Raw genomic sequence first — 23,950 nt, 5'->3', positions numbered from 1 at the left:
ACACAGGATTTTTCCCTGTTCCCCTCCCAGGAGCAGGGATAGGTTTTTTACATTTGGGTCGGAACCCACCCTGATGAGCTTTCCCCCACTCGCGCTTTGCATCAAGACAAGGTCAAAAACTGTAATCCTTGTTTACAATTGATTTAGAAACGCTATAATTCAAAAGAACTTCTACCTGGTAATTGCAAATTGTTATAGTAATCCCTGTAGTAATTGTGATAATTTTTATTCCCTACTCCCGACTCCCATTAACTGATTAACTGTTGTCAATCTCTAAATACTTTTCCACTAACTCTAAAATCTTTTCCTCCTGGAATCCTTCGGCTAAATCTTTGAGTTTTTTAGCAAAGGGAATATATTTTGTATCCAGTTCTTCGAGATAGGTGGCTCGTTGGCGAATCTTTCTCATACTGCCGAGCATGGCTAATTCGTAGAGCACTTCCATTTCTGCTGGTGGCGGAATCACTAACGGTTGCTCTAAACTAGCTGGTGCTATGCTCTGTTGGGAGTCTTCTTCATAAATCCACTCTAGTTGCAAATATTCTCCCAACAATTCCAGCAACTGTTGCTCATCCACAGGTTTGGACAAAAAGCCTTGACAGCCGACAAGCTTACTTTTCTGTTGGTCTGTGTCTAACACGTTAGCGGACACCACAATAATGGGGATATCCTGCATTTGAGGTAGATTTCTCAGTTCTGCGATCGCTTCAAAGCCAGTTTTGACCGGCATGACTAAGTCGGTCAAAATCAAGTCAGGTTGCAGCTGTTGAGCCAGTTCGATTTCCTGCTGGCCATTTTCTGCCATGACTACTTCAAAGCCCAACGGCTCCAGCATGTTCTGCAACACAGCCCGATTTTCGGCTTTGTCTTCTGCGATTAATACCTTGCGCCGAGAGCCAAGATAACCAACAATTTGCCCCAGCTTCTGTTGCTGCTGTGGTTGGTATGTTTCTACTACTGGGAAGGTAACATCAAACCAAAACGTAGAGCCAGAACCAAATTCGCTTGTCACTTGTAGCTTTGCTCCCATTAGCTCTACCAACTGCTTGGTAATTGCTAAACCTAAACCAGTGCCAGCAGCACGCCTTTGGGTATCTCCTACTTGTTCAAAGGGTTGGAAAATTGTCTGTAACTGTTCGTCGGTCATACCAACACCGGTATCAATTACTTGAAAACGAAGTGTTGTCTGAAGTGTTGTCTGTTGTGGTTGGTCAATTTTTGGGCCTTGCTGAATTGAAGTATGAATGGGCGTACCTTTGGTTTTGGTCAAGCCCCCTAAATCCCACAACTTTGGGGGACTTTCAGAGTTTTGTTCCCCCCACAATTGGGGGGCTAGGGGGGCAACATCATACCCAGAATCAGCAACGGTTATTTTTGAGGGAGCACTAATCACATTAACCTTTAAGGTTACTTCACCAGTGTCAGTAAATTTAACAGCATTACCTAATAAATTCAGCAATACCTGTCGCAGTCGTTTCTCGTCAGCTTTAATGCCATCAGGTAAGTTATTTTCAGGGTTATATTGGAATACAATATCTTTTTCTAATGCTCTCATCCGGATAATCCCGACCACAGTTCCGATGAAACTTTCGAGGTGTAAATCTCTGGGGTAGAGTTCCATTTTGCGAGCTTCAATTTTAGATAAGTCTAAAATATCGTTGATCAGAGTTAACAAATGGTTGCCGCTTTGCTCAATAATCGTTAACCCATCAATTTCCCTGGTGCCTAGGTCTCGGTTCCGCTTCAGGATTTGAGCATAGCCAAGGATACCATTGAGAGGAGTACGCAATTCATGGCTCATGTTGGAAAGGAACTCGCTTTTAGCTTGGTTAGCAGTATCGGCTTTTTGTTTAGCAGCTTTCAGTTGTTGATTAGACTCCGCTAGTTGAACGGTGCGTTCTTCTACTTTTTCTTCTAGGGTGTGGGAATAGTCTTCTAATTGGCGATACAATAAGGAATTGTCTAAGGAAATAGCTGCTTGAGAAGTCAGCAGATTTAACACTTCTAATCGGTCTGGAGTAAAGGCTCCTGGGGTTAGATTATTTTCTAGATAAAGAATGCCGACCAACTTGCCCTGGTTTAAGATCGGACTACACAGAACAGATTTGGGATAATGGGTCTGTAGGTAAGGGTCCTTAGCAAAGTTGGACTCAGCAGCGGCATCATTGAGAACTAAATTCTCGCCAGTACGAGCCACATAGTTAATCAGGGCTTTGGGTAACTGGTCACTGGTTGCTACTGGGATTGACTGCAACCGAGTCTGATCAACTGACTCAACATCAATAGTTGCTTCTATGAACAGTTGATGATCTCGTTGTAAAATTAAACAACCAAACTGCGCTCCAGCATTCTCTACTACAATTTCCATCAACTTATTGAGCAGCTCAGCTAGGACGATTTCCCCAGAAATAGCTTGAGATGCTTTGACTACTGTGTTTAAATCCAGTATGATGTCTGACCTAGTGCTGTTGGTAGTAGTATTGCTAATGGTTTGGGTTAAAGACTTGGAAGACTGCTGGGTTCTTTTAACCAGTAAGTCGGGATACTTCTGTTCCAAATCTTCGACTTTACGTATTGCCCCCCAAAGCTGATAGTTATAGTGAGCTTTATGGAGGTAAAGTTGAGCAATTTCCGCTTTGTCTCGGCTTAACCAAAACTTAGCGGCTAATTCATTCCCTAGGGCTTGATTCTGGATAAACCCATGGTCTTCAGCGGATGCGATCGCTTGGTCATATAACTCCATTGCCTCGAGATGCTTACCAGATAAACGAGCCATCTCTGCTGCTACTAACAGATAGTTGTGCTGGAAGTTTTCAGGACAGTTATCTGCCCAACGTTTCAGTTGTTCTTGGTTTGTTAACAGCTGCTGCCAATAGTGCTTTTTATCAACCTCTGACGCCGAAGGGTAGAGACTAGCTAAACTCAGGGATTCGTAAAAACGTTTGACAGCCACCTGAAACTTACCGGTCAGCACAGCAATACGTTTTTCGGCTTTTTCTGAATAATCAAGGGATTGACGTGGTTGGTGATACCAATACAGAAGTATAGATTTGAGGATGTAATAGTGGCAAAGGGCATAGTCAGCATCATGAGAGTGGCAATTTTCTAGATACTGGGATTCTGTAAGGTCTTCGATATCAAAGGAAAATCTATCGCTAGTTTTTCCAAAAAGGTTGTACAGAGCAAGCTTTAAGGCCAAAATTGAATCTTCAGCTAAACGATTATGACTTTTTTGAACTAATCTTAAGTACTCAGGTAACTCCTCTAGAATTTTTGATAAGTTTTTGCCCCAATAAAAGGGATTCATTAATTTATAAATCAGTATATAACCGACAAACATAGCGTTTCCTGAAGCTAAAGCGGCCTGTAGTCCCTCATCTAAAATCTGCTCCGATTTGTTTAAGGGATTTACCCAAGGAAACACATTATTGCCAAATACATAACAAGCCTCAGCCAGTTTATCTAATTGGTTAAATCTCTTACTCAAATTGAAACCAAGCCAGCCAACATCATAGCCGAATTTATAATCCCCTAACTCCGTACCGACCAACATTCCGTAAGCTTGAAATCCATAGGCTGATTCAGCTAGCATACCATATTGGCAAGATAGCTCGACAATTTTACACGCTAAACACCAAAAATAGAATTTGTTTTCCTTGGTAATATAACAAGGAATTAGCAGTAAATCTAATAACTTAATTATCCTCTGTTGAGTCAAGTCTTTCACCTCTGGTTCATTCAAGAGAACACTGATGGCTTGACCCTGAGTTTTGTGGTTAATTTGTTGTCTAGCACGTTCTAAGTATACTGATATAGTCTTTAGCTCGTGTTTTTCTGGCCAATCTAGTCCTAACAGACTGAGAGCTTGTTTACCAATTTCAATTGCCCTATCTGCCTGAGATATCATGGTTTGGTGTCGAATACTTAACCAATAAATATCTGCCTTGTCTAGTACAGACTCTATCCGAGATAGGAGCAAGTTAATTAATTTCTCTGCCTGCTCGAAATTACTATTCAATTGCTCCGTCTCTGCCAGTTGCTTATGCAAACCATAGGTCAGAGGGTAGTGAGTTTCCCAAGCATTATCCTCAAGATACGCGATGCCTAGTTTAAAATAGTCTTTAGCTGCTCCATAAGCGATATTTTCATTAGCTTTTTTACCGGCTTCTAAGTTCAACTGAGCCAAATCCCTTCTTTCTGTGGGATCTGCAATTACATCTTGAGCTACGTTAAGATGATTGACCAGTTCAAACACCCTTTCTTCGCGCTCTGTCTCTGAGAGATTAGTGCGCAAAAGCCGTCCAATCCTCAGATGAACTTTGGTTTTATCCTGCTGATTGATTAACCCATAGGCTGCTTGTTGGACTCGGTCATGGAGAAATTTAAAATTGAGAATGACCAGTTGAGACTCGATGATTTCTTCATCACTAGTTTTCAGCTCAGATGTTGGCAACACGAATCCTTCTTGTATAGCACTCAGTAAATCCCTAAAGGTATCTGTTAAGGACTGTTCATAGACAATGGACAGAGTAGTGAGGTTAAAATAATTACCGACACAAGCCGCTAGTTGCAACACTTTCTGGGTAGTAGCTGGGAGTTTTTTGAGCTTCCTTACCATCAACTCTACCACATTATCAGTAATACCTATCGCCTCAATTTCAGAAATATTCCACTGCCATTGAGCTTGATGTCCATCTTTAGGAGCCTTAAACCTTAGTAGGTTTTCCCCGTGAAGTGTTTGGAGAAACTGATTGACAAAGAAAGGATTACCAGCGGTTTTATTCACTACCAATTTGGCTAATGGTATCACTGACTGTAGCTGAGCTTGTAAGGTATCAGCAATTAGTTGATTGATCTGGGTTTTTTGTAAAGGAGCTAAGGTAATTTGCTCAAAGGTAATGCCCAATTCCTCCAGCTTATCTAGGGTTAGCATCAACGGATGAGTAGCATTGACTTCGTTATCCCGATAAGCACCAATTAACAATAAGTACTCCGTTTCTTCATTAGTCATGATTAGCTCAATCAGCTTCAGTGTAGCGGTATCTGCCCACTGAAGATCATCAAGGAAAATGACTAGGGGATGCTCCTTAGCACAAAAGAGTTTGATGAAGTTCTGTAAAACTAAATTAAAGCGGTTTTGAGTCTGTGTAGGGGCAAGGGTTGCTACCGTTGGCTGTTTGCCAATAATTAGTTCTACTTCAGGAATCACATCGATGATCACCTGTCCATTCGGATGGAGTACTGCTAAGAGTTTTTCTCGCCACTGCTTGAGTTGCTCTTCTGGTTCACTCAGCAGTTGTTGCACTAAACTAGAAAAGGCACTAACAATAGCAGAGTAGGGAATATTGCGCTGAAATTGGTCAAATTTTCCGGAAATAAAGTGTCCTCGTTGCCGAGTGACCGGTTTGTAAATTTCCCGTACCAGTGCTGATTTACCAATGCCAGAATAACCACTGACTAGCATCATTTCAGTTCGAGACCGGGGATTGCTTAAATTTTGGACTGGTTTAGAGCTGAAGTTGCTGCAATTGTTGGTAGAATGGTTAGTGCTAGATGTTCGATGTTCTTGGTTCTTGGTAGTGGCGATCGCTGCGACTCGCTCAAAGGCAGCTAACAGTATCTGGACTTCTTGCTCTCTACCATAGAGTTTCTGGGGAATGTGAAAGGTTTCCGAAATGTCTTGCTTACCTAGGGGAAATGGTTCGATGTTGCCAGTAGTCTGTAACTGCTTCAAGCATTCTTCTAAATCTGCTTTAATGCCCCACGCACTTTGATAACGCTCCTCAGGGGTTTTTGCCATTAATTTTATGACAATATCCGACAAGAGTTGAGGAATCTGTGGAGAGGTTAAGGTTAAGGTCTGTTGTTGATGGGGAGGGATAGGTTGTTTAGCAAGATGACAATGGACTAACTCCATCGCCTCAGTAGTCTCAAAGGGGAGTTTGCCTGTGAGTAATTCATAGAAGGTAACCCCAAGGGAGTAGAAATCTGTACGGTAATCTAGGCAACGGTTCATTCTCCCGGTCTGCTCTGGGGAAATATAGGCTAATGTTCCTTCTAGAACATGGGGATTTTTTAAGGTGGGAGTTTCTCTAAGTAACTGGGTAGAAATGCCAAAGTCTATAATTTTGATTTCCCCGATATCTGGATTATAAATGATATTACTGGGATTAATATCTTTATGGATAATGTTGACTCCATGAATCGCCCCTAAGCTATCGCTTATTTGGATAGCTAATCTTAAAAATTCCTCTAGGGTAAACTGGCGTTTAGTTAGCCAATTAGTTAAAGAGTCTCCCCCAAAGTCCTCGAAGGTAATAATCAGCGTATTCTGATACTTATGTAAATCATAGGCTTTAATTACTCCTGTAAAATTTAGAGAGTGAATGAGTTGATATTCTTGTTTATATCTGGTCAACTCTGATTCGGTGGGATAATCCTGCTTGAGGACTTTGATAATCACCGATTGATGGTCATTATCTCTGATGCCCTGATAAACGATTGAATTAGAACTTTCGTAAATTTGAGTATTAACTTGATAGCCGTTAATAGTAATCATAGATAGCAGGGAATAGGGAATAGGGAATAGGGAATAGGGAATAGGGAACAGGGAGCAGGGAGCAGGGAACAGGGAACAGGGAGCAGGGAGCAGGGAACAGGGAACAGTAGGAAATCTATCAGATGATTTTTTTTAATCAATCAATAGTTGGTTTTATGATATATTGCTAAAGGCGATAATCCTTAGTATTTTTAATAAATATTTTGTCTCCAGATTAACTCAATTAAATTTGGTTTTGCAACAATATATAGCGTTTTTTATAGCTATGAAGTACACAGAATTTTTTTCCACTCCCGTTCCCCCCTTATTAAGGGGGGTTAGGGGGGATCCCTCTTCTGACTTTCCGACTCCCTCGGTGCGCTTTCCGTAGGCGAATTAAATTCGCCACGGGTCGCACCGCTCCCGACTCCCGACTCCCATTAACTGATTAACTATTTTCAATCTCTAAATACTTTTCTACTAACTCTAAAATCTTTTCCTCCTGGAATCCTTGGGCTAAATCTTTGAGTTTCTTCGCAAAGGGGATATACTTTGTATTCAGTTGTTCGAGATAGGTGGCTCGTTGGCGAATCTTTTTCATACTACCGAGCATGGCTAATTCGTAGAGCACTTCCATTTCTGCTGGTGGCGGAATCACTAACGGTTGCTCTAAACTAGCTGGTGCTATGGTTTGTTGGGAGTCTTCTTCATACATCCACTCCAGTTGCAAATACTCTCCCAATAATTCCAGCAACTGTTGCTCATCCACGGGTTTGGACAAAAAGCCTTGACAGCCTGCAAGCTTACTTTTCTGTTGGTCTGTGTCTAACACGTTAGCGGACACCACAATAATGGGGATATCCTGCATTTGAGGTAGGGATCTCAGTTCTGCGATCGCTTCAAAGCCAGTTTTGACCGGCATGACTAAGTCGGTCAATATCAGGTCAGGTTGCAGCTGTTGAGCCAGTTCGATTTCCTCCTGGCCATTTTCTGCCATCACGACTTCAAAGCCCAATGGCTCCAGCATGTTCTGCAACACAGCCCGATTTGCTGCTTTATCTTCCGCGATTAATACCTTGCGCCGAGAGCCAAGATAACCAACAATTTGCCCCAGCTTCTGTTGCTGCTGTGGTTGGTATGTTTCTACCACTGGGAAGGTAACATCAAACCAGAAGGTAGAGCCGTAGCCAAATTTGCTTGTGACTTGCAACTTTGCTCCCATTAGCTCTACCAACTGCTTGGTAATTGTTAAACCTAAACCAGTGCCAGCAGCACGCCTTTGGGTATCTCCCACTTGTTCAAAGGGTTGGAAAATTTTCTGTAACTGTTCTTCGGTCATACCAACACCGGTATCAATGACTTGAAAACGAAGCGATGCAGCGAGGTAGCGCGGTCTTGGGGGTTCCCCCCATGAGCGACTACCGGTGCGGTCTTGGGGGTTTCCCCCATGAGCGACTGCATCAAGAAGTGTTGTCTGAACTGTTGTCTTTTTTTGTTGGTCGAGACTAATCACATTAACCTTTAATTTTACTTCACCACTGTCAGTAAACTTAACAGCATTACCTAATAAATTCAGCAGGACCTGTCGCAATCGTTTTTCGTCAGCTTTAATGCCATGAGGTAAGTTATCATCAGGATGATATTCGAACAAAATATCTTTTTCCAAGGCTCGCATGCGGATAATCCCCACCACACTTTCGAGGAAACTTTGGAGGTGTAAATCCCTGGGGTAGAGTTCCATTTTGCGAGCTTCAATTTTAGATAGGTCTAAAATATCGTTGATTAGAGTCAATAAATGATTGCCGCTTTGCTCAATAATAGTTAAGCCATCGATTTGCCTAGTGCCTAGGTCCCGGTCTCGCTTCAGGATTTGAGCATAGCCGAGGATACCATTGAGAGGAGTACGCAATTCATGGCTCATGTTAGAAAGGAATTCGCTTTTAGCTTGGTTAGCCGCATCGGCTTTTTGTTTAGCAGCTTTCAGTTGTTGATTAGACTCCACTAGTTGTTGATTAGACTCCGCTAGTTGAACGGTGCGTTCTTCTACTTTTTGTTCTAGGGTATGGGAATAATCTTCTAATTGGCGATATAATAGGGAATTTTCGATAGAAATTGCTGCTTGGGATGTGAGCAGATTTAAGATTTCTAATCGGTCTGGTGTAAAAGCTCCAGTGGTGAGATTATTTTCTAGATAAAGTAAGCCAATTAGTTGACCTTGATTGATGATAGGAGTACACATCAGACTCCGGGGTTGCTGATGGATAAAATAGGGGTCAGCAGCTAATATAGTATCAACCGTAATATCATTAATAACTAAGGTTTCCGATTTCCGTTTAACATAATTGATCGCACTTTGGGGAATATCTGGGCTTTCTTCCACTGGTATAGATTCCACTAAAGCGAGTTGATTAGCGGTTTCCATAGCCTGGAGCACTAACCTCTCACCTTTGACCAAAATCAGAGCACATTTGTCAGCCCCAGCATTTTCCATCACCACTTGCATCAAAGTCGAGAGCAACTTATGTAACTGGATTTCCCCAGATAGAGCCTGGGATGCTTTGATCACCGTAGCCAAATCCAAAGCAGTGGAAGCGTTTGTAGTGGTGGTATTAACCCCTTGAGTGGTGAGGTTGGTGATTGTTTCCCCGGTGCTGACATTGATAGTTTTCTGGCTAAGAATGGAACTGAGAAATTGGGGATAGCGAATTTCCAAATCCTCCACTTTAGCTTTTGCTCCCCAGTGACTATAACCATAGTAGGCACAACTCAGATAGGCTTGGGCAATAGTTTCTTTACCCCACTCTAAATAGAATTTAGCGGCCAGTTCATTAGCCAGAGCTTCTTCTTGGATGTATTGGTTTTCTTTTGCTCCAGCAATGGCGCGGTCATAATACTCCATAGCCTCAAGCAAATGACCTAAAACACGATAGCGCTCGGCTTCTACTAAATAAAATTTGTGCAAATAATTCATCGGGGCATGGTCTGCCCATTTTTTGATCTTGTCTTGATTGTGGGCTATCTTATCTAAACTTTGTTTTTGTTGAGCGTGATTCTGTTCAGGATAAAGAGCTAAGCGAGTCAGAGAGTCGTACCAATAGAAAAGCGCAACAAAGACAGTCGCTGCTACTGCATCTAAATAATTTTCGGTAATGGTGGCTTGTTGCCAAGCTTGCTGATAATCCTGAAATAGATAACACAGGAATAATTTATTTAGGTGTAGGTTGTAAAGTGTCCTGACGTTATTGAACTCCTGATGGAGTGGGAGCATGATCTCTTCGTCGTAGACTTCACCCTTTAAACAGCAATAATTTTCAGCCTGTCCTAGCAAGTTTAAGACTATTTGCCAGGTGATGGCAGTTAGCTGACGTTGGATTTCAATCTTGAGTTTATCAATGACTTGATAATAGTTGGCACAGGTCTGCTCAAGCTCAGCTAGCTCCAAGCCCAGCCAAAAGGAATGTTCTAAGTACAACGTTGCACAGCAGGCAGATTGGTCAAAATCTCCAGTTTCTACCCCTACAGAGTGACCTTCTAGGAAAGAACTTAATGTTTCTTTCACATGCACTTTCCAGGGCTTTGTGGCGAAATTGACCATCAACAGTAGTATACATTTAAGCTGTTTGTCATTAAAGCGTGCTAATAACCTCAGAGCTAGTTGACCGAATCGATAGTTCTCATCCATATCTCCACCGAGCTGCCAGAGAATGATGGCGTAACCTGCATAGGACACAGCAGACACCGCACAATTACCCTCTTGCAGGGAGAGATTGACCTGTTTCAAAACGATTAACGGAAACAGTAGAGGTAGGGTCAGATAAGTAATTGGCATGAGTCGCCAGAGAATAGTCATCCCCGCTAGTTTTTCCGGTGCGGTCATCACTGGCAAATCGATTAAGTCCTCAATCTCTTTACCGTCTAAACGTGACTGTGTCTGGTTTAGAGCCAGGCCAATATCCTCTGGACTGGGCTGTTGGGGCAGTTCTATCCCCAATAAGTTCAGCACTTGCAGCCCGGTGGTAATGGCTTGCTCACCCTGGTTTTGGGCTTTATAAGCTTCAATGGTGACTTCATAGGCTTTGATTTTGTCCAGTAGTGTTTTCCCTTGTGCCAAAACTACCATTACCAGTTGCTCCATCTGCTCAAAGTCGGTATTGAGGTATGCGGCCTCGGCGGCAGCTTGATATAGGGCTAGGCTGAGGTCATACTGACGTTGCCAGCTATTTTCTCCTAGTAGTTCTAGACCTACTTTTAAATAGTTAAAAGCCGCCCCATAGGCCGTGGCCGCCTTGGCTTTTTCTCCAGCAATACGATTTAATTGAGCTAATTCATCTCGCTGTGTTTTATCTGTAATTAACTCCACACCATAATTCAACTGGTTGACAATATCAAAAATCTTTTCTTCTCGTTCTGCTATCGGGATATTCTTCAACAGCAGTTGCCCAATACTTAGATGGGTTAACTGTTTCTGGTCTTCCGGAATCAGAAAATAAGCCGCTTGTTGGACTCGGTCATGTAAAAACTTGTAAGTTGGGGATTGCTGTTCGCGTAGCGTGGGCGTAGCGCATATGTTGATTGCTGATTGGGATAATTTTTCTTCAGTGCTCGATAGGGAATTATTATTAACACTAAAGAATTTGTAAATTTCAGTTGTCGGTAACACCAACCCTTCTTGCAAAGATTTCCATAAATAAGTTCCGGTCTCGGTTGGAGATTTATCATGGATAATGGCCAGGGTATCCAAATCAAATTGGTGGCCAATACAAGCCGCTAGTTTCAACACATCCTGAGTTTCTTTTGGCAATTTCTGTAACTGCAGTGCCATAAATTCAACCACGTCATCCGTCAGAGCCAAGCATCTAATTTCACTGATGTCACACTGCCAATACCCTTGCTCAAAATTAAAGGTAATTAATCGGTCGTGATGGAGGGATTTCAGGAATTGGGTCGCAAAAAACGGATTTCCTTTAGTTTTCTGAGCCACTAGTTCCGTCAGGGGTTCCGCCAGTTCTATCCCACAAGTCAGGGTATCGGCAATCAGATGGTTTAAGTCAGATTTGCTCAGGGGGTCGAGGGTAATGGTATTGAGTGGAACGCCCACTTTGGCCATCTCGGACAACGTGAGCATCAATGGATGAGTAGGATTTACTTCATTATCTCGATAAGCACCAATTAGCAGTAGATGTATGGTATTAGTTTCTGCCATCAAGACTTGCAGCAACTTCAGAGAAGCAGAATCTGCCCACTGCAAGTCATCGAGGAAAATCACCAGGGGATGTTCAATGGTTGTGAAAACTTGGATAAATTTACTAAAGAGCAAATTAAACCGATTTTGAGCTGCCGTACCAGAAAGTTCGTCAGCAGGAGGCTGTTTGCCGATAATCCCTTCTAATTCTGGAATCACATCCACCATCACTTGACCATTCTCACCCAAAGCAGACAGAAGTTGTGCTTTCCACTGCATCAGTTGAGCATCCGTTTCGGTGAGTAATTGCTCCATCAAGTCCCGGAGTGCTTGAACTATGGCACTAAAGGGAATATTGCGCTGGAACTGGTCAAACTTACCTTGGATGAAATAACCCCGCTGCCGCACAATCGGTTTTTGGACTTCATTGACCACAGCGGTTTTACCAATCCCGGAAAAGCCAGCGACCAGAATCATTTCTGTAGCTCCTTGAGTAACTCGCTCAAAGGTGGCGAGTAAGGTATCTACTTCCGCTTGACGCCCGTAGAGTTTTTCGGGAATTACGAAGCAATCGCAAATATCTCGACTACCCAATTTAATTTCAGCGATCGCCCCCAATCTCTGCCAGTGCTCCGAACACTGTTGTAGGTCATACTTAAGTCCCAAAGCACTCTGATAACGGTCTTCGGCATTTTTAGCCATCAGTTTACTGATAATGTCAGATAGGAGTGGGGGAATAGCTGGATTACGCTGGTGTGCAGCTAATGGTTGTTTAGCAATATGACAGTGAACCAACTCCATCGGGTCAGTAGTGCTAAACGGTAACTCTGTGGTGAGCAACTTGTAGAAGGTTATCCCCGTCGAATAAAAGTCACTGCGGTAGTCAATGCCGCGATTCATCCGTCCGGTTTGTTCCGGAGACAGATAAGCCAGGGTACCTTCGAGGCAGTTAGGACTAATTAGGATTTGGTTTTCTTTCGGGAGTAGGGAAGCAATACTAAAGTCGATGAATTTGACGTGACTGGTGCTGGGATTAATCAGGATATTCCTAGGCTTGATGTCTTTGTGGATAACTCGGTGGCGATAGAGTTCGTCCAGGATGGAGGCGATTTGGATGGCGATGTGGAGAAATTCCTGTATCTTTCTGAGGTCAAAGCTTAAGGTGGTATACTCTTCGATGGAAATGCCACCAAAGTCTTCCATCACCAATACCAAGGTATTTTGGTAGGACTCCAAGCTATAGATTTTGATAATGCCAGGATGGTCAAGATTTTTGGCAATGGTGTACTGATTGCGGAACTGGACCAGTTCCTGGAAGCTGGGATAGGGATTATTGAGGAATTTGAGTACTACTGGTGTTTGGTCATTGGTCCTAGTGCCACGATAAACTACGGTTCTCGACCCATGGTAGACCAGGTCAGTGATGCAATAGCCTTTAATGTTGGGAGGAGTTGTGTTCATCGGTGACATACCTAGGTGAGGGGATACGGCCTCGAGACCAATTCAACCGGACTCACTATATAGATTTCCCCTTTCCTCCAGACTAGGTAACATTAGAAGGAACGAAGTTAGAAGGAACGAAGTTAGAAGGAACGAAGTTAGCATTGCCTCTTGCCTCTTGCCTCTTGCCTCTTGCCTCTTGCCTACTCCCTCGGTGCGCTTGACCCGTAATTAAATTCGCCACGGGTCGCACTCTGCATCGCTTTCTTATCCCCCACACCCGGTCACCCTACACCCCACACCCCACACCCAACTCCCCAAAACCATTAAGAACTGCCATAAAATGGCATAATTGCCTGATGCCTCAATAAATAATAGGGTAATCCAAGATAATGTGAAGGTAATCGACATCTGTTACCTTCAGGCCATGACCGAAGGACCAAACCGCGATCAGACTAGTCGTCTGGTATTATTCATTACCCTCTGGCTCAGCTTGTTTGTTTTATCAGTCAAGGTGTCAGCAGCTTGGGCTACCCAATCGCTCAGTCTGATGGGGGAATCCCTGTTCACCCTATTAATTTGCTTTAATACCCTTGTCAATTTGCTGATGATCACTACCTATGACAATTCGCCAGATCTGTCAGTCTATGGTCATGGTAAACGGGAAACGGTGATTACCTTTGTGCTAATTGCCTTTTTCGGCTTTGCTGGGGGAAATTTGTGCTTACTGTCCTCTCAGCAGTTACTAACCCTGATTCAGGGAGGAACCTTAACTATTCCTGTCCGGCTCAGTTTACCGTTAGTACAGCTGTTGGGAGCCGTGTTAGCCATGAGCCTTGGTTGGTCTTGCCTGATGGTTTACCAAGCTAGAGTGATCAGGAGTCCTACCCTACGCTTTCAGGCCGCTCAAATGCTCCAGGATGTGGGCTTAACAATACTAGTACTCGGTGGGCTTTGGGGCGTTTCCCGAGGTTTCCTATGGCTCGATCCACTCCTGAGTAGTGTGCTGGTGCTCTTTGCCGGGGCAAATTGTTGGAAAGTTATCAACTGGCAGTTGCCCCTGCTAGTCAAACAAAATCCCATTGATCCAGAAGCGATCGCTAACATAGCCCATCAAGTTGGAGGTGTCACTCGCTGTGATCAAATTCAGTGCCGGGGTGTTGTAGGACGCTTCATGTATGTTGAAATGCATTTGGTCGTGCATCCAGAGTTCTCAGGAGTCATTTCCCTGATTGCTGAACGGATTCAGGGGGGAATTCAAGAACGCTACGGACCAGTACAAGCTATTTTCCACATCGATGATGATTTAACAGAATCCTTACGATGGAATGGCTCGAACCGTAACCCACAAATCAACGGTAAAGATGACCCAGATGGGGAGTAGGGAGTAGGGAGTAGGGAGTAGGGAGTAGGGTGTAGGGAGTAGGGTGTAGGGTGTAGGGTGTAGGCGTTACTCTGGTCAAGGTTTCGGAAGCTAAAATCACGACTTGTGTACCACTACTGATTTTTTTCCTCTTGCCGTCTTGATGCAGTCGCTCATGGGGGAAACCACGGCAGTCGCTCATGGGGGGGACCCCCAAGACCGCGCTGCCTCCCCAAGACCGCGCTGCATCGCTCTTGCCTCTGTTCCCTTCCTGGGAGGGGTTAGGGGTGGGTTACTCTTGCCTCTTGCCTCTTGCCTCTTGCCTCTTGCCTCTTGCCTCTTGCCTCTTGCCTCTTGCCTATTCCCTATTCCCTATTCTCTCGAATAAACTAATCTACTATAATAGTTAATTGCCCAAAAATTAATACTTAAGCAGACAGCTGCTAAAAAAAACAGAATGTAGGTGGGAGCCATCACCACTCCAATCATCAACCAACTATACACATGGAATAGCATTACCAAAGCTGGGATGCACGCAACTAAAGCAGCTTTCCGCACCTGAACTTGAGGATAACCAATCACAGTCAAAATGATAGTTTGCAAGGTCAGCAGCAAGTTAGCAGGAACTAAAATGGCACAGATGGCTACACAATGGTTACGGGAGAAATCACATAGGATATTAAAATCAAACATTGTAAAATTGCTAAGATTATCCTTATAAGTTTATACTTAAAGGTTTCTGGGAATTGCTCAATATAGCATTTACAAATCTCCCCCCTCTCCCCACACTCTTCCCCCTACTCCCTACTCCCTACTCCCTACTCCCTACTCCCTAAAAAGCTAATCAAAGGGATAGGCCATCCGATAGGGATCAACAATCTGGTCAAACTCAACAGCAGAAACATAGCCTAATTCTAGGCAAGCTGCTTTTAGGGTAAGGTTCTTCTCAGAAGCATGGTGCGCCACTTCTGCAGCTTTGTCGTAACCGATGATTGGACTCAAAGCAGTGACTAGCATCAGGGACTGTTCCAGGAAATACTGGATTTTCTCTCGATTCGGTTCCAGTCCCTTCAGCAGGAAGTCAGTGAAATTGTTGCAGCTGTCAGCAAGTAGATGAATAGATTGGAGCAAGTTGAACACAATCATGGGCTTAAAGGTGTTCAACTCAAAGTGCCCCTGAGCACCAGCAAATGCGATCGCACTATCGTAGCCCATCACCTGAGTAGCTGCCATAGTCATCGCTTCGCACTGGGTCGGATTAACTTTTCCTGGCATAATCGAAGACCCTGGCTCATTGGATGGCAGCTTCAGTTCCCCAAATCCGCAGCGTGGTCCACACCCTAGGAAACGGATATCATTAGCAATCTTCAATAACGAGCACGCTAGGGTTTTCAGGGCACCGCTAGCCATAACCATGTCATCATGAGCTGCTAGAGCCGCAAACTTGTTAGGAGCAGACACAAAGGGCAACCCAGTCAACTTAGCAATATGCTCAGCCGCCTTTTCTGCAAACCCCTTGCCAGCATTTAACCCAGTCCCGACCGCCGTTCCACCAATCGCCAACTCGTACAAGCCAGGAAGCACAGAGTCTATCCGTGCTAAATTAGCATCTAGCTGGGCAAGGTAACCGGAAAACTCTTGACCCAAGGTTAAGGGTACAGCATCTTGAAGGTGAGTGCGCCCAATCTTAGCTATATTATCCCATGCTTTCGCTTTCTCCTCTAGAGCATCCCGCATTTTCTTGACCTTGGGCATCAGTCGCTCATGAAAGGCTACCGCTGACGCGATGTGCATAGCCGTGGGAAAGGTATCATTAGAGGATTGGGACATATTGACGTGGTCATTGGGATGAATTGGCTTTTTGCTACCCATCACCCCCCCAGCTAGTTCAATAGCACGATTAGCAATCACCTCGTTCACGTTCATGTTGCACTGGGTACCACTACCAGTCATCCAAACACGGAGAGGGAAGTTACCGTCTAGCTGGCCTTCGATGACCTCAGTTGCTGCTTCAATGATTAACTTAGCTTTATCCTCTGGTAGTTTACCCAGTTCACAGTTAGTCAGAGCAGCCGCTTTTTTCAGAATAGCCATCGCTGTTATGACTTCCGCAGGGATAAAGTCTTGTCCAATCGAGAAATATTTTAGCGATCGCTGAGTTTGAGCGCCCCAATACCGATTAGCAGGAACTTCGATTTCCCCCATGCTATCGGTTTCTGTTCGCATCTTAGTCATCAGTGATATCAACTCCCCTTGGTTCCTTCGTTTATGGTATAGCACAGGGAGTAGGGAGTAGGGAGTAGGGAGTAGGGAGTAGGGAGTAGGGAGTAGGTATGCATCCCTTTTATCGGACTTCATGGTATGTTTAAAATAGCGATAGATATCAGCAACTTTGGTAACCGTTTATGGCTGTATTAAAACTTTATTATGATTTCCAAATCAATCCTGAAAACCAATCTTAATTTATCATAAACCCCAAAAATAATCGGCTATAGCTTATGCTTTTACCTGTTATATTTGACTAGATTACCTCTTATTATAATTAGGGTCAAATCAATAGAGTCTTTTTATAGTAAGCGTAATATGAATTCTAAATTCTAAATTCTAAATTCTAAATTCTAAATTCTTAATTATAAATGATGGAAGAATGGTTAATTTACAAGGAGTTTCGGTTTGAAGCTGCTCATCGCCTTCCCCATCATGACGGCAAATGTAGTCGGTTACATGGCCATAGCTGGGTGGGGCGAGTTTATGTCAAAGGTAATCAACTAATTGAGGAGGGTTCAAAACAGGGGATGATAATGGACTATGGAGATATCAAGACCTATCTCAAGCCTCTGTTAGATAATTTTTTGGATCATTATTACCTCAATGAGACCACCGGCTTGGAGAATCCTAGTAGTGAAGCGATCGCCAAGTGGGTTTTTGAGCGACTTGAAGAAGCGGGTTTACCAGGATTGTATGCCGTTGAAATTCAAGAAACCTGTACCTCTGGTACGCGATATATGAAACCTAATATCAAGTCCGGTTGAATAACCATAATTAAGGGGAGGGTGGGGAGGTGGGGAGATGGGGAGATGGGGAGATGGGGAGATGGGGAGATGGGGAGATGGGAGAGATTTTAATTAAGGGTAATTATGCTGAGTAGACCTCCAGCGGTCAGCGGTCAGCGGTCAGCGGTCAGCTTAGAATAAAATTGAAAGTCTGGGGAAAAGCCGATTGCGCGTAGCCCATAGGCTGATAGCTGATAGCTGATAGCTGATAGCTGATAGCTGATAGCTGATAGCTGATAGCTGAATGCTTAGGTTTTATGATAGTGTTTGCGTCAATTCTTGTCCACTGTTCCCTGTTCCCAGATCCGCTGTTCCCTGTTTCCGACAACTGCCGCGAAGTCTACTCAATAGCTTCGCTATGCAAATAGGAGTTGCCAACCGACAAATGCGATCGCTAAATCAGCAAGAATATGACTAACATAACCAGACCAAATGGAACGGTAGGTTAGATAGCACCACGACCATACTGCTCCAGCCATGAACACCCCTAATGAGCCAAGTATGACCACCAGCCAATCCTGGGTATAAAAGGTTAAAGCAATAATATGATGGAGGGTAAACAGCAATGCACAAAGCAATATGGACCCAAGTCCTGGGATTAGAATCTGGCACTTGCTCCAGACAAACCAACGCCAGATATACTCTTCCAGGAAGGCATTAATAAAAGTCCAATACATCGCCCCAAGTAGGTAAATGTATGCACTAGTTATCCCAGCTTCTTGGGCTTTACTTTGAACATCCGTCTTATCAATCCAGTGCTGACCAAAAAGCCAATAAGCCCCAAGGATGATGCCAAACATCACCAGTCCCAAAATAGTTCCAGTCAACAACTCCTGCCGCTTCGGCCAGGATAAACGTAACTTGCCACGATCCACCCATAAAAACCAAGCAAGAGGCAGTGCTAGTAACCAGACTTTGCAACATGAGAATACTGCCTGCCCTAATGATCCTGGAGCAATATATAGTGCCATTGCTACACCGATACTCCCAGCAGGAACTAGCAGTAGCAGAGCCAATAGGGGATTTTGACCAGAGTGAGTTTTGAGCATTGGAAATTCTCCGGTGATAACTTTATTGGTTATGCTATTAGCTTTGCTGGAAACTATCGGTAAGTTCTGTGCCAGTTGTCAAAGTTTCCTAAGGGGATAACTAGGATAACGTCATGCCTTTGAACCTTTTTGCCATACTGCCCTCTTCCTTAGCCATAGCTTCGCTAATGTATAGTTCCTGCCTCGGCAGTGGGATCACAATTCCCTCTTGTTCTAATCTTTCTTTTATAATTCGGTTGAGGTCACAATAGGCTGTCCAGTAATCCTCTCTCTTGGTATATGCTTTAAACCAAATGTTAACAGCATATTCAGCCAATTCACCGGTATCAATCCAAGGTCCTGGGTCTTTCAATACTAAAGGATGACAGTTAGCAATATCCTTAAGAACTTGGATAGTTTGAGTAATACTATTGTGGTAGCTGATCCTTACCGTGATAAACATAGCGCGGATGGGGCTACTGGTTTCATTCTCGATAACGTTACCCCAGACTGAATTATTGGGCACAATAATAATTTTACTTTGAGAAGTCTTGATGGTGGTGCAAATTAAGTTAACATCATGAACCTTTCCTCTTACTCCAGTTACTTCAATGATATCCCCCACGTCGAAAGGTTTATAGAGTAATATCATTAACCCATTGGCCAAGTTACCGAGGGTACTTTGGAACGCAAACGCTATCACAAAACCAGCAGCTCCAATCATAGCGATCAGTGGGCCAATACTTACCTCTAGGGCAGTAATCCCGACAAGAATACCCACCACAAATAATCCTTGGCGGGTTAGACTAACCAAGAACTGACCCAACATCACTGAGATATTTGGGAACATCCCCAAAGATTTCTCGAGTACTGTTCCTAAGATTACCGAGAGGATGCTAAAGCCAGCAATGATTCCTATACATTTGCCAATGTTATTCGCCCAGCGCTGACCTCCTTCTTTAGACTGGAGCCAGCCAACAATGGTAATCCAGGTTCCTTGAGTGTCAGTTACGTCAACCTTAATCCCACTGATGGCATTGACGTATTTTTGGTACAACTCGACATCACCACCTTTAATTTTCAGCTCTTCAAGAACCACCTCAAAGCGTTCGCTCAAACCAGCCCGTTCATCCCGCAGTCTCGTGATGTTGACCAGTACTTGCTTTTTAACTTCGGTCTTGGCCTCTACCGCTTCTTCTATCTTTTCTTGAGCTTTTTCCAGTCCCTGTTCAGTCTTTTTCTGCTGTTGTTCATCCGTAACGACTTTGTTGCTAATTGTCCCAATCTGCTCTTGAACCTTAGCAACTTCCTCCTCTGAGGTTTTGGCTTTATTTTTATCCTCTTCCGTACTTTCAACTGCTTTATCAATCGCCCCTTGCAAGGTTTTATCCTGCTGGGTTTTTTCTTCTTCTTTTACCGCTTCTTCTACTGACTCCTGAGCTTTTTCGAGAGCTTCCTGTGCTTCTTGTGCAGCGTCTAAAGCTTCAACGGAACCTGATGGTGATGCCTCAGTCTCGATTTTTTCTTTAGTTTCTGTGACTTCCTCAAGAGCTTCTTTGGCCTCTTCTAGGGCATCAACAGCTTCCTTAGATTGTTCAAGCTCTCGATTTTTGCGCTTGACAGCAATTTCCGCATCGCTGAGTTCTTTAACTTTAGTTTTAAGCAAGAAGATCCACCCCTGAGCTTCACCCTCCAGCTCATCCTTAGTCAAGGGCTTGAGCATTAGCTCTAGCTCCTCAATCGGAATAGTTGGATCTTCAGTTGTAACTGCTTTCTGATTGGGTGAGTTAGTGCTCTGTTGAGCTTGGACAGGTAACCACCATGCCCCAACGATTAAGAGACTGCCAAACAAAATGCTAATTTTCTTTTGTCGGTAATGAATCATTGGTTTTTCGTGTTGATAAGACGTTAATGAAGAGGTATTATGTATAGTTGGGTTCACTGTTGAGTGTTAACCGTTGACTGTGAACAGTTGCTCCCCCATTACCCCCCGAAGATCACCACGGCTGTGACATTACTCGATTTAGGCTTAGGTGCGCTCTTACCATTAAGAATTAAATTCGCCACAAGTCCCACCTGAGGAGCAGAGCACCATAGGGGCGGAGGAGCGAAGCTGAATGTTCCCCAACTATTCGGGATTTTGACAGAATTTATCCCTTTATAATTCTCTTGATCTAACCAAGAAATGAATATCTGGGGGCAGTTAATAGTAAACTGTTAATAGTTTACTATTAACAGTCCAAATGTATAGATAGCTTTTTATTGGATCAAATCAAGGGATGTCCTTATTGTTAACCAATATTTTTGATCAACAAGCACCTTGGACAAAAATTTTGACCAATCTTCCCTGAGCACCGATTGAGTGGAATATTATCACATCTTTATTTCCATGGTTGTTAAGTTTTGTTTCCATCATCCATTGCTTATTGTTTAACATCATTTTTAAAACGTGCAGAATTAGCAGCTTCTGCAGCAGCCACATCCCCTTTTCCAAAAAAGGCAGGAAAAGGTTTCGGGAGCTCTAGTGCCCGTTGAGTTGCAGGTCGGGCATCAATACGGTCAAACCAGCCTTGAAGGTTTTTCAGCCCATCCACCGATACTTTCGCCCAATAATAAGCTCGTGCCCAAGGATAAGTGGCCATATCTACAATAGTGAACTCATTACCAAGGATGTAACTTTTCCCTTCAAGCTGCTGATCCAAGACTTCCAGCAGCCTCCGTGATTCTGACCCATAGCGCTTGATGGCAAATTCATCACGATGCCCTTGAGGTTCTGCAATTCGCTGAAAGTACATCGCCTGACCCATCATCGGTCCAATGGCACTCATCTGAAACATCAGCCACTGAAGTGCTTGGGATCGAGCTTTTTCCCCCTCGGGAAGGAACTTTTGATATTTCTCAGCTAGATACCAAAGAATCGCACCCGACTCAAAAACCACAAAATCGTCATTACCACGATCCACGATGGTCGGGATGCGCCCATTGGGATTAAGGGATCTGTACCAGTCTGACTTTTGTTCTTTTTTGGAAAAATCAATATAGGTCATCTCATAGTCCACTTCTGCTTCTTCAAGAAAGATTAGCGGCTTCCATCCATTCATAGTCGATGCGGTGTAGAGATGAATCTCAGCTTGTTTTGTCATGATTTTTCTTTGGATGAGATATTGACGCTTGAGTTAGTTTTAATGAGCTTTGGAAAATGGAGCAGACAGAGGCTTCGCTACTTCAACACCTAAATCATGGTCGGGGTCAAGAAACACCATCTTTAGGTGACTGATGTACCGCTCTCGGTCAGCGTCAAATTGTGGATTTTTGATGACGTTGTAGCAGGCGAAATGGGGCAATTCCTTGAAGCCACAAAACTCATGACTCTTACGCATGGGCAGGAGGACTTCTTGTAGTGATAGTCCTTCAAAGAAACTATTCGGATTGTTAAAGACGTCGGCGGGCGCATTCCATGTAGTAGACAGCATGAATTTCTTGCCATTCATCAGGCCACCCGATCCGTATGAGCTATTACTGTGCCCGAAGAATTCACCATAGGCGTAGACATCGTCTATGTAACGCTTTAGGGTTGACGGCATCATGAACCAGTACACGGGATACTGAAAGATGACCGCGTCAGCTTGCTTGAATTTCGCAATTTCTTCTGGAATGTTGTAACCGTCTTCTACAACAGTGGTGAGTAGCTCGTATTGATCTTTCAATATCTCCACCGCTATCTCGAAAAGACCTTGATTGTAGCGGCCTTTGGCGAACTCCTTAGTCTCTTTGCCCAAAATCAAAAGCAGGGTTTTCATCAGATCAGTTGCCCTAATCAGGTAATGTCTACAGGTATTGCTTCATGTATTGCTTCATGGTAAAAATTTAAGTTACTATAGTCAACTAGTATACAATTAGTAACCAGGTATAAAATATGAGTTCTGTCATTGACATGGAAACAGATAGAGATATCGAAATTGACACAGATAGCGACATCGACATCGAAACTGATAGCGACATCGAGATCAAAACCGATAGCGAAAGCAACAAGAACGCAATTGACCCCTGTCTCAGCCCCTGTCCAATCGAGCGTGGAATGCGGATTTTGGGTGGCAAATGGAAAGGATCGATTCTTTGGCATCTCAAGGATGGCCCGATGCGCTTCAACGATCTAGCGCGCCAGATCGGGGGAGCTAGCAAAAAAATGGTGACCCAGCGGCTAAGAGAAATGGAGGATACGGGTCTAGTCAACCGTAACGTCATCAGTACCAAGCCCATTGCTGTGGCCTATGAGATCACAGATTTTGGTCGCACAGCCCTGAGATTTCTGGAGGAGCTAAAGACATGGGCAGAGGAGTATAATATATAATTTTTTAGCAGTTCTCAGTTCGGTGAGGTAACCCGCCCTTGGGGTGAATCGGAGTCGGGAGTAGCGATGCATCGCTGTATCGCTTTTTTTATCAATCCTATGTTTACATCTCAAATAAAAATTCTATATTTTGTCATACTATTAATTGCTTTTTATCTTGGGTAAACCTCAAAAGCTAACTGGTGCCGATAAAAACACACGTTGAATTCCGCGAAAAAGTTCATGTGTCCGAGAATTACAGGGACTTCTTTGGATTGAGTCCAAGCAAATGCCAGGAAAACAGGCGAAAACGAAGCAACTGTACCCGAAATAACTAATCCTCGTGCCTGACTACGAGCCAAGTTTCCGCTCAAGGGAATGGAGATGGTTTGGTTCTCCCAGACTGCCCCTAGCTGTACACCAATCTCGTAAGGCATAACATTGACACTTGCACCGGTATCCAACAATGCCATCACTTCTACAGAACGGTTCCCCAAACTGAGAATCAAGGGTAAATATGGCATGATGCTCGATCGCCCAAGGCTATCGGTTCGCTCCGTGAATGGAAAACGTTGACCATCAACCATTAGCTGCTTCCTGTGCTGCTACCAGAAGATCTGACAAGGCTTGAACTGCCTCGTGATCTGCCTGAGGAGACCAGATCACAGCTTCAGTTGATGCCAACTGATTCAGAAGTACGTTTTCTGAATCACTATTTTCAGGAGATTCTAAGCTACATCCTTCTTCTTTAGCAACTGCAAGGAGGAGAAAGTGAATTAGTCGAAGTTTATCTTGATGAGATAGTTTACTGACAGTGGGTAAAAGTTCGCTGAGGGACATATTGGTTGTCTCAAATGATAATGCTATAGGTATGACGATAATAAAAGGCTAATGGGTAATGGGCAAAAGGCAGTTGCCTATTACCTATTACTTATAGCAAAAGGAACTTTTAATTGAGAATTGAGAATTGAGAATTAATAATTGAGAATTATTTCATTTTTAATTATTCATTATTC

Annotated in this window: 17 protein-coding genes; 4 read left to right on the top strand and 13 right to left on the bottom strand. The window is 43.6% G+C overall.

The genetic code is table 11. From position 1 onward, the window contains the following. Positions 1-256: 256 nt before the first annotated feature. The 4 genes from BJP34_RS23375 to BJP34_RS44165 form a co-directional block, all read right to left on the bottom strand. Positions 257-6,559: a hybrid sensor histidine kinase/response regulator gene (locus BJP34_RS23375; protein ID WP_070394406.1), complete on the bottom strand. Its 6,303-nt coding sequence runs from the start codon at positions 6,557-6,559 to the stop codon at positions 257-259. Next, on the bottom strand, positions 6,556-6,699 hold the full coding sequence (locus BJP34_RS45735) for a hypothetical protein (protein ID WP_168166484.1): 144 nt from the start codon (positions 6,697-6,699) through the stop codon (positions 6,556-6,558). Before BJP34_RS45735 ends, BJP34_RS23375 begins: the two co-directional genes overlap by 4 nt. 287 nt (positions 6,700-6,986) lie before the next feature. Beyond that, positions 6,987-13,181, bottom strand: coding sequence for a hybrid sensor histidine kinase/response regulator (locus tag BJP34_RS23370; protein WP_070394405.1), 6,195 nt, complete (start codon positions 13,179-13,181; stop codon positions 6,987-6,989). 82 nt (positions 13,182-13,263) lie between these two features. Further along, complete coding sequence (locus BJP34_RS44165) at positions 13,264-13,404, bottom strand: hypothetical protein (RefSeq protein ID WP_158517409.1); 141 nt, start codon at positions 13,402-13,404, stop codon at positions 13,264-13,266. Positions 13,405-13,587: 183 nt separating this feature from the next. On the opposite strand from BJP34_RS44165, the gene BJP34_RS23365 reads away from it, so the two are divergent. Further along, positions 13,588-14,544, top strand: a complete 957-nt coding sequence (locus BJP34_RS23365) for a cation diffusion facilitator family transporter (RefSeq protein WP_229423993.1) — start codon at positions 13,588-13,590, stop codon at positions 14,542-14,544. Here BJP34_RS23365 and BJP34_RS37455 read toward each other — a convergent pair. Further along, the gene (locus tag BJP34_RS37455) at positions 14,513-14,725 is read right to left on the bottom strand and encodes a hypothetical protein (protein ID WP_083305316.1); all 213 of its coding nucleotides are present in this window, start codon (positions 14,723-14,725) and stop codon (positions 14,513-14,515) included. The genes BJP34_RS23365 and BJP34_RS37455 overlap by 32 nt on opposite strands. Between BJP34_RS37455 and BJP34_RS40700 the strand changes: the two genes are divergently transcribed. Next, positions 14,687-14,911: a hypothetical protein gene (locus BJP34_RS40700; RefSeq protein ID WP_158517408.1), complete on the top strand. Its 225-nt coding sequence runs from the start codon at positions 14,687-14,689 to the stop codon at positions 14,909-14,911. The two genes, BJP34_RS37455 and BJP34_RS40700, sit on opposite strands and share 39 nt — an antisense overlap. On the opposite strand, the gene BJP34_RS23360 is transcribed toward BJP34_RS40700, so the two are convergent. Continuing rightward, complete coding sequence (locus BJP34_RS23360; protein ID WP_070394403.1) at positions 14,896-15,216, bottom strand: hypothetical protein; 321 nt, start codon at positions 15,214-15,216, stop codon at positions 14,896-14,898. The two genes, BJP34_RS40700 and BJP34_RS23360, sit on opposite strands and share 16 nt — an antisense overlap. Positions 15,217-15,363: 147 nt before the next feature. Beyond that, positions 15,364-16,758, bottom strand: coding sequence for a class II fumarate hydratase (gene fumC / locus BJP34_RS23355; protein ID WP_070394402.1), 1,395 nt, complete (start codon positions 16,756-16,758; stop codon positions 15,364-15,366). Positions 16,759-17,159: 401 nt separating this feature from the next. On the opposite strand from fumC, the gene queD reads away from it, so the two are divergent. Continuing rightward, positions 17,160-17,555 carry a 6-carboxytetrahydropterin synthase QueD gene (queD, locus tag BJP34_RS23350; protein WP_070394401.1) on the top strand — a complete coding sequence of 132 codons (396 nt, stop codon included), beginning with the start codon at positions 17,160-17,162 and terminating at the stop codon, positions 17,553-17,555. 377 nt (positions 17,556-17,932) lie between these two features. Here the strand turns inward: queD and BJP34_RS23345 are convergent, their stop codons facing one another. From BJP34_RS23345 to BJP34_RS23330, 4 genes are all read right to left on the bottom strand, one after another. Further along, on the bottom strand, positions 17,933-18,625 hold the full coding sequence (locus BJP34_RS23345; RefSeq protein WP_070394400.1) for a CPBP family intramembrane glutamic endopeptidase: 693 nt from the start codon (positions 18,623-18,625) through the stop codon (positions 17,933-17,935). A gap of 100 nt (positions 18,626-18,725) precedes the next feature. Then, positions 18,726-20,546: a mechanosensitive ion channel family protein gene (locus BJP34_RS23340; protein ID WP_229423992.1), complete on the bottom strand. Its 1,821-nt coding sequence runs from the start codon at positions 20,544-20,546 to the stop codon at positions 18,726-18,728. 481 nt (positions 20,547-21,027) lie between these two features. After that, the gene (locus tag BJP34_RS23335) at positions 21,028-21,747 is read right to left on the bottom strand and encodes a glutathione S-transferase family protein (RefSeq protein ID WP_070394398.1); all 720 of its coding nucleotides are present in this window, start codon (positions 21,745-21,747) and stop codon (positions 21,028-21,030) included. Between the two features lie 39 nt (positions 21,748-21,786). Next, complete coding sequence (locus tag BJP34_RS23330) at positions 21,787-22,404, bottom strand: NAD(P)H-dependent oxidoreductase (protein WP_070394397.1); 618 nt, start codon at positions 22,402-22,404, stop codon at positions 21,787-21,789. Positions 22,405-22,520: 116 nt separating this feature from the next. Here BJP34_RS23330 and BJP34_RS23325 point away from each other — a divergent pair, with 116 nt between their 5' ends. Next, positions 22,521-22,955, top strand: coding sequence for a winged helix-turn-helix transcriptional regulator (locus BJP34_RS23325; protein WP_229423991.1), 435 nt, complete (start codon positions 22,521-22,523; stop codon positions 22,953-22,955). A 152-nt stretch (positions 22,956-23,107) separates the two neighbouring features. Here BJP34_RS23325 and BJP34_RS23320 read toward each other — a convergent pair whose 3' ends face one another. Both BJP34_RS23320 and BJP34_RS23315 read right to left on the bottom strand, forming a co-directional pair. After that, positions 23,108-23,521 carry a hypothetical protein gene (locus BJP34_RS23320; RefSeq protein ID WP_070394396.1) on the bottom strand — a complete coding sequence of 138 codons (414 nt, stop codon included), beginning with the start codon at positions 23,519-23,521 and terminating at the stop codon, positions 23,108-23,110. Then, on the bottom strand, positions 23,514-23,774 hold the full coding sequence (locus BJP34_RS23315) for a hypothetical protein (protein ID WP_070394395.1): 261 nt from the start codon (positions 23,772-23,774) through the stop codon (positions 23,514-23,516). The genes BJP34_RS23320 and BJP34_RS23315 overlap by 8 nt, the downstream gene beginning before the upstream one ends. Positions 23,775-23,950: the final 176 nt, after the last annotated feature.

The sequence above is a fragment of the Moorena producens PAL-8-15-08-1 genome, assembly GCF_001767235.1.
In the GTDB taxonomy this organism is placed as follows: domain Bacteria; phylum Cyanobacteriota; class Cyanobacteriia; order Cyanobacteriales; family Coleofasciculaceae; genus Moorena; species Moorena producens_A.
Note: the sequence above shows the minus strand (reverse complement) of the source record. Positions and strands in the feature narration are given on the sequence as shown.

Coding starts and splice junctions, on each gene's coding strand:
- BJP34_RS23375 (WP_070394406.1), bottom strand. CDS start 6,559: ATGATTACTATTAACGGCTATCAAGTTAATACTCAAATTTACGAAAGT.
- BJP34_RS23370 (WP_070394405.1), bottom strand. CDS start 13,181: ATGAACACAACTCCTCCCAACATTAAAGGCTATTGCATCACTGACCTG.
- BJP34_RS23365 (WP_229423993.1), top strand. CDS start 13,588: ATGACCGAAGGACCAAACCGCGATCAGACTAGTCGTCTGGTATTATTC.
- BJP34_RS40700 (WP_158517408.1), top strand. CDS start 14,687: ATGCAGTCGCTCATGGGGGAAACCACGGCAGTCGCTCATGGGGGGGAC.
- BJP34_RS37455 (WP_083305316.1), bottom strand. CDS start 14,725: ATGAGCGACTGCCGTGGTTTCCCCCATGAGCGACTGCATCAAGACGGC.
- BJP34_RS23360 (WP_070394403.1), bottom strand. CDS start 15,216: ATGTTTGATTTTAATATCCTATGTGATTTCTCCCGTAACCATTGTGTA.
- fumC (WP_070394402.1), bottom strand. CDS start 16,758: ATGACTAAGATGCGAACAGAAACCGATAGCATGGGGGAAATCGAAGTT.
- queD (WP_070394401.1), top strand. CDS start 17,160: ATGATGGAAGAATGGTTAATTTACAAGGAGTTTCGGTTTGAAGCTGCT.
- BJP34_RS23345 (WP_070394400.1), bottom strand. CDS start 18,625: ATGCTCAAAACTCACTCTGGTCAAAATCCCCTATTGGCTCTGCTACTG.
- BJP34_RS23335 (WP_070394398.1), bottom strand. CDS start 21,747: ATGACAAAACAAGCTGAGATTCATCTCTACACCGCATCGACTATGAAT.
- BJP34_RS23330 (WP_070394397.1), bottom strand. CDS start 22,404: ATGAAAACCCTGCTTTTGATTTTGGGCAAAGAGACTAAGGAGTTCGCC.
- BJP34_RS23325 (WP_229423991.1), top strand. CDS start 22,521: ATGAGTTCTGTCATTGACATGGAAACAGATAGAGATATCGAAATTGAC.
- BJP34_RS23320 (WP_070394396.1), bottom strand. CDS start 23,521: ATGGTTGATGGTCAACGTTTTCCATTCACGGAGCGAACCGATAGCCTT.
- BJP34_RS23315 (WP_070394395.1), bottom strand. CDS start 23,774: ATGTCCCTCAGCGAACTTTTACCCACTGTCAGTAAACTATCTCATCAA.